Genomic DNA, 6,236 nt, shown 5'->3' with positions numbered 1-6,236 from the left:
CACCAGCATGCGCTACAGATCCCTTGGTACGACATCTGTACTTTGCTCAAATACGACATTACTACTTTGCCCCTACAAATAAAAAGTTGATAATTAGCATTATGTTAAATCAAGTACGCAATCGATGAAACGTCGACAACGCAGGCGTCCTTTACGACCGAACCGAATATAGTCTATATTCGGTTCGTCCCCTGCAAACGGAGCGCCCAATGCACATCACTGACCATGTGAAGCCGATCAGCTACCTCAAGAGCGAGGCGGCCCAAATCGTCAAAGACCTGACCGACTCCGGCGAGCCGCTCATCATCACCCAAAACGGCGAGGCGAAACTTGTCGTCCAGGACGTGCGCACCTATGAAGCCACGCAACAGACGATCGCCCTTCTGAAAATCCTGGCGATCGGTCAAAAGCAAATCGAGCGAAAAGACCACGTCGACGGCGACGAATTTTTTGCGGAACTCGACGAACTCGATCAGCAGGAAAAGCTCCGCTGATGCAGGCCCCGCTGCTGAGGTACCGCATCTTACCGACTGCGCGAATCGGTATCGATGAACTCAGAACCTATATCGTCCGCACTTTTGGGTGGGAAACATGGCGGCAGACGTCGGCGCAGTTGCAGGAGACCATCACGCACATGCGGCAGTTTCCTGAAAGCGGCCATGTGCCCGCCGAGCTTGAGGGCTTCGGCGATGACAATTTTCGGCAGGTCTTATCCGGCAAGAACCGGATTATTTATCAGGTGCGTGACGACACCCTCTATATTCATCTCGTCGTCGATACGCGACGCGATCTACAAGCCCTCCTTCAACGAATCGTGCTCCGGCTGATGTGAGTTCCGCACGGTAATGGGTGGTGTTTCGAACCTCACGAAATGAGAGCGCTGTGAGAACCTCTCGTCCTGTCCAGCAGCACGCTCTCTGCCGCACACGTTCAGGCGCAAAACATCGCCCTCAAACCCTCTCCGAAACAACTTGACCCCAAGCGCCCAACCGACCATTCGCAAGGAGCACGCACTGCGCATGACTCAACGGCCTTGATCAACTCCGGTCATCTCACGCGCCCGCATGAGCAAAAAATCGCGCTCCTTCGAATTGCGCGTCATCGCGGCAGCCCGCTCGAAGTCCGCCCGCGCTTCATCCTTGCGTCCCAGCTTCGCAAGCAAGTCGGCGCGTACGCTCGGCAGCCAGTGATAGCGCGCGAGCAACGGCTGCGCGGCAAGCGTATCGACGATGTCGAGCGCCGCCTCCGGCCCGAACGCCATGCTCACCGCGACCGCCCGGTTCAACTCGACGACCGGCGACGGCGCGACCTGCACGAGCGCGTCATACAGCGCGACGATCATCGGCCAGTCGGTCTGCGCCGCGCTCGGCGCGCGCGCGTGGCACGCCGCGAGCGCGGCCTGCAGCGCATAGACGCCGCGCGCCCCGCCGAGCGATTCCGAACGCCTGAGCGCCGCGAGGCCGCGATGGATCAGCAGCGGGTCCCAGCGGCTGCGGTCCTGGTCGGGCAGCAGCACCGGCCGCCCATCGCGATCGACGCGTGCGCGCATGCGTGACGCCTGAATTTCCATCAGCGCGACGAGCCCATGCACTTCGCTTTCTTCAGGCGCGAGTCCGGCCAGGATGCGCCCGAGCCGCAGCGCGTCCTCGCACAGCGCGGGACGCAGCAGGTCATCGCCGGCCGTCGCCGAGTAGCCTTCGTTGAAAATCAGGTAGATCACTTCGAGCACCGACGACAGCCGCACCGCGCGCGCATCGGCCTTCGGCACCTCGAACGGCACGCGTGCCGCCGACAGCGTGCGCTTGGCCCGCACGATGCGTTGCGCGATCGTCGGCTCGGGGACGAGGAACGCGCGCGCGATTTCGTCGGTGGTGAGCCCGCCGATCAGGCGTAGCGTGAGCGCGACGCGCGCATCCACCGACAACACCGGATGGCACGCCGTGAACACGAGACTGAGGAGATCGTCGCCGATGTCGTCTTCGCGCGCGGCATCGAGGGCGTCGACGAAATCGGGCACGACGTGCATCTCCAGCGCATCGAGTTCGCGACCGAGTTCCTCGTGCTTGCGGGCATGGAGCGCCTCTTGCCGCAGGCGGTCGAACGCGCGGTTCTTCGCTGTGGTCATGAGCCACGCTCCCGGGTTGTCGGGCACGCCCGCTTCGCTCCAGCGCTCGAGTGCGGCGACGAGCGCGTCCTGCGCGAACTCCTCGGCGAGCGCGACGTCGCGCACGATGCGCGCGACGCTCGCGATCACCTTCGCCGACTCGATGCGCCAGACCGCCTCGATCGCTCGATGAGTCGCCTGCTCGCTCGGGCTCGGGCTCGGGCTTGCGCTCGCGCTCACGCCGCTTCCGGTTCCATGTGCACCAGTTCCCAGATGTGGCCGTCGGGATCGTCGAAGCCGTGCGCGTACATGAAGCCGTGATCCTGCGGCGGTCGCGGCGCTTGGCCGCCCGCCGCGATCGCCTTCGCGACGAGATCGTCCACTTCGGCGCGGCTCTCGCACGACAGGCACACGATCACTTCGGTGCCCTGCTGCGCATCGACCACGAACTTCGCCGTAAAGGTCTTGAAGAACGTTTCGACGAGCAGCATCCCGAAGATGTTCTCGCCGATCACGAGGCACGCCGCCTGGTCGTTGGTGAACTTCGGATCGAACGAGAGGCCGAGCGCTTTGAAGAAGGTCATGGAGCGCCTTAGATCGCTGACCGGCAGGTTGACGAAGATTTGCTTGTGCATGGCGGACACGTCTCCAAATTGAGTGTGCTTCGGTTGAGTGCATCAAGCGCGGCGACGGTACGCCGCCCTCTTCCATCCACGACGATCGGTGTCCCGCGGAATCGACACGAAATTACCGATCGCGGAAAAATCTCACGTCAGGCGTAGCAAGGCGCGACCTTGCGCACCTCGACCGTGCACCACTCCGCGGCGGGGCATTCCGCAGCAATCCTGACCGCCTCCTCGCGTGTCTCCACGTCGAGCAGGAAAAATCCACCGATCATCTCCTTCGCCTCGGCGAATGGACCGTCGAGCAAGCGGGATTCGCCGCCGCGCTTCTGGACGCGCACGCCGTCCTTGTCCGAGGCGAGCGACTCGCACGCGCGCAAGACGCCGCGCGTCCGCAGTTTCTCTGCAAATTCAAGCATTTGCGCATAGACCTGCCGGCCCTCTTCCTCGCTGCGCTGACCGCGTTGCTCGCGCGGCTCGACGATCAAAAGCATGTAGCTCACGGATGGCTCCAATATTTTTTCCAGAGGGCTCACGGTAGCGCGGCGTCCCCGCGCAGGCAATACCGTCGGGTATTTGCGTATTCATTAGACGATTAATCTATTTGTACTATGTTACGACCAGTTACGGCCTTTTACTCACTGTAACGATCATTTCTTAGTACTATTCGACCCGAGGCAGCCACTTTTTACCGCTACACGACGGTCTGTCGCCATAAATCGGTCAAAATTTCGCCTTACTTCAGGCGCAAGAGCCGACCGCATATCGGTGTGCTCAATGTAAGCCGTCCTTCCGGGCGGCATCGCAATCGTTTGCTTCTGCCGGTTTCCGGGCTGTCGTACGACGCCTGATCGCCGCGCAAACGGTCCCTTGCCAAGCCGGCCGGCCGACGACGTTCGTTCCGAATCCGTTCCCGCCTGCAAAGAATCTCGACGCTTGTGTCTGCGTCACCGGGTGACGGTCCTTCGACCCGCACCTGGTTCAAGTCGTACGAACCGAAATCCGATGAAAAAACATCCTCTACTTCTTTCCTCGCTGGCAATCGCGCTCACCGGCGCGCTCGCCGGTTGCGGCGGCGGCTCGGACAGCACCGACCTCGCCTCCACGGCCAACACGCAGAACGCCACGGGCGACGCCGCCCTGAAAGCAGCGGCGGACGCCGCCGCGACCCAAAAGATCAGTTGCGTATCGCCGACGACGTCGGCGGCATCGTCGGGCAGCGGCAAGATCACGGCCGATACCCCGAGCGCCGACAAGACGCGCCTGTTCCCGTCCGGCACCTCGTTCAAGCTCGCGATCACCACGCGCGCCGGCTCGGCCGACACGCTGAAGTGGACGTTGTCCAACTCGGTCAGCCAGGTGGTCGCAAGCGGCAGTTTCCCGGTGCCCGCCGCCGCCACGACGACGACCCTCACCTGCACCTCGACGCTCGCCGGGTACTTCGCCGTCGGCGCATCGCTCCAGAAGGCAGGCGGCCAGGTGCAGACGTCGGGCACGCGCCCGAACGGCTTTGCGAGCTTCGGCGTGCTGCCGAATCTCTCCACCGTTCTCCCGGCCGTGACCTACGCGCATCAGGAACAGCATCGCTTCGGCATGCAGGGTTTCAACGATAACGGCCCGATGCTGGCCGCGCTCGGCATTACGTCGACGATCGACGACCGCCAGATGGCCGTGATGGAGCCGAACAGCCCCAACACGTTCAACCCGGCGGCGAACAATCTCGATTCGTTCTACACGTCGGGCAAGGTGATGCGCCTCGTGCGCCTCGACGGCATTCCGGCCTGGGCGAGCGCCCATGGCCTGTCGCCGGATTACGGCTACGTGCCGGCGGACCTGAACTACTTCGCGAACTATCTGAGCCGCGTCGGCAGCGAGACGGAATCGATCCGTGCGCGCGACTTCCCGCAGCAGAAGTCGAACTACTACCAGGTGACGTGGGAACCATACGTCCTGTGGAAGGACACCGACGCGAACTTTGTCGCGCTCTACAAGGCCGCGTATCAGGGCCTGCATTCGAAGGACCCGAACGCCGTCGTGATGGGCCCGGCCGAGCCGTTCCCGTCGCTCACGACCGACCGCCTGAAGCGCCTGGCGCCGATGGGCTATGCGCAATACCTCGATGGCATCGCGACCCACGGCTACTACGATGCGGGTACGTCGCCGTCGCATCCGCCGGAGCGTCACAGCACCGATCCGAACCCGGCCGACGCCGCGAACGCGCTGCCGATGGAGATGCGCAACCTGCGCGCTGAAATGGCCGCCGACTACAAGCCGGGCATGAAGCTCTTCGTGACGGAAACCGGCATCAGCTATGACCTCGGTTCGAGCTACAGCCCGAGTTACCCGTCGCAGAACATCCTGTTCGCGCAGGGCGCGGTGGTGGCGCGCACGCACCTGATCCTGCTCGGCGAAGGCGCGGACCAGACCTATGTGTTCTTCGGGCCGGACTTCCCGGGCGAGACGGGCTACGGCACGTTCTTCGACCTTGATAACCCGCAGGCCGCGTTCGGCACGACCAACATCAGCCCGAAGCCGGCCGCGATGACGGTCGCCGCGATGACGCGCATCCTCGACGGCACGACGACGCTCGGCCCGGTCAAGGGCACGCCGTCGGGCGTGTATGCCTACTCGTTCCAGCAACTGGGCGGCGGCAAGGTGATCACGGCGCTCTGGACGCATAACAACGCGGTGTGGGACGCGAGCGTCGGCTTCAGCACGACGTACAGCAAGGCCTACCAGTTGAGCGTCGATGCACCGGGCACGAGCGGCACGGTCCAGTTGATCGACGCGATGGGCAACCCGTCGAGCGTTCCGTACACCAACGGCGTCGTGACGGTGACGCTCACGGAACTGCCGCAGTACGTGGTGTCGACGAACCCGACCGTGTCGAAGAGCAATTCGACCAAGCCGGTGGGTTACACCGGAGCGTGAGTCTGACAGCGGCACAGGGGTTGGCGCTTACGCTTGGGGTCGGGGTTGGGTTGGGTGCTGTTACACCGTTTGATGCGTTCAGGCTTCTATGGAACTTGTTTTGTTTTTGGTTTATTAGCTCTGCCCCTGTCCGGGGCGGGACTCACTTTCTTTGCTGCTGCAAAGAAAGTAAGCAAAGAAAGCAGCTTCCCACCGTGAATGCTTGCCATGCCCCGCTAGCCCGTTCCCTCGGAGTGGTCCAACCGGGAGTGTCCTTAGCGGGGTTTCCCCGTTGTTGGCATGTAGAAGAGGCACGGGCATCGCACCGCTATACGAAGTCGACCAGCAATCATTCATCCGGCCTTGCGCTACGCGCTCACCCGTCAGGCAAAACTAAAACCCATCGTTGAATCTACGTCCTACGTTCGTGCTGCCGCTTGCTTCAATTCACCACCACCTGCAGACCTGTCGTCGGGCACGAAGTGCCTAGACGGATGAATGACTGCTGTTCCACTCCGCGCAGCGGTGCGACGTGCGCGCCTTTTCTACATGCCAACAACGATGAAACCCCGCTAACGACACTCCCCCGGTTGGACCAC

At 62.6% G+C, this 6,236-nt stretch carries 6 protein-coding genes; 3 read left to right on the top strand and 3 right to left on the bottom strand.

Annotated features, from left to right (window positions below; all coding sequences use genetic code 11):
* Positions 1 to 209: 209 nt before the first annotated feature.
* Together AWB68_RS41855 and AWB68_RS41850 are read left to right on the top strand one after the other, a co-directional pair.
* Positions 210 to 494 carry a type II toxin-antitoxin system Phd/YefM family antitoxin gene (locus AWB68_RS41855; RefSeq protein WP_087650021.1) on the top strand — a complete coding sequence of 95 codons (285 nt, stop codon included), beginning with the start codon at positions 210 to 212 and terminating at the stop codon, positions 492 to 494.
* Positions 494 to 832, top strand: a complete 339-nt coding sequence (locus AWB68_RS41850) for a type II toxin-antitoxin system RelE/ParE family toxin (RefSeq protein WP_087650020.1) — start codon at positions 494 to 496, stop codon at positions 830 to 832. The genes AWB68_RS41855 and AWB68_RS41850 overlap by 1 nt, the downstream gene beginning before the upstream one ends.
* A 192-nt stretch (positions 833 to 1,024) precedes the next feature.
* Here the strand turns inward: AWB68_RS41850 and AWB68_RS41845 are convergent, their stop codons facing one another.
* The 3 genes from AWB68_RS41845 to AWB68_RS41835 all read right to left on the bottom strand — a co-directional run bounded on the left by AWB68_RS41845 (position 1,025) and on the right by AWB68_RS41835 (position 3,230).
* On the bottom strand, positions 1,025 to 2,344 hold the full coding sequence (locus AWB68_RS41845; RefSeq protein WP_087650019.1) for an RNA polymerase sigma factor: 1,320 nt from the start codon (positions 2,342 to 2,344) through the stop codon (positions 1,025 to 1,027).
* A complete protein-coding gene (locus AWB68_RS41840; protein ID WP_087650018.1) occupies positions 2,341 to 2,739 on the bottom strand; it encodes a VOC family protein in 399 nt (132 codons plus the stop codon). The genes AWB68_RS41845 and AWB68_RS41840 overlap by 4 nt, the downstream gene beginning before the upstream one ends.
* Positions 2,740 to 2,876: 137 nt before the next feature.
* On the bottom strand, positions 2,877 to 3,230 hold the full coding sequence (locus tag AWB68_RS41835) for a YciI family protein (protein WP_087650017.1): 354 nt from the start codon (positions 3,228 to 3,230) through the stop codon (positions 2,877 to 2,879).
* A 502-nt stretch (positions 3,231 to 3,732) separates the two neighbouring features.
* Here AWB68_RS41835 and AWB68_RS41830 point away from each other — a divergent pair.
* Positions 3,733 to 5,658 (top strand): hypothetical protein, encoded by a 1,926-nt coding sequence (locus AWB68_RS41830; RefSeq protein ID WP_087650016.1) that lies wholly within the window; start codon positions 3,733 to 3,735, stop codon positions 5,656 to 5,658.
* The last annotated feature ends 578 nt before the right edge of the window (positions 5,659 to 6,236 follow it).

Source organism: Caballeronia choica, assembly GCF_001544535.1.
GTDB classification, from domain to species: domain Bacteria; phylum Pseudomonadota; class Gammaproteobacteria; order Burkholderiales; family Burkholderiaceae; genus Caballeronia; species Caballeronia choica.
Note: the sequence above shows the minus strand (reverse complement) of the source record. Positions and strands in the feature narration are given on the sequence as shown.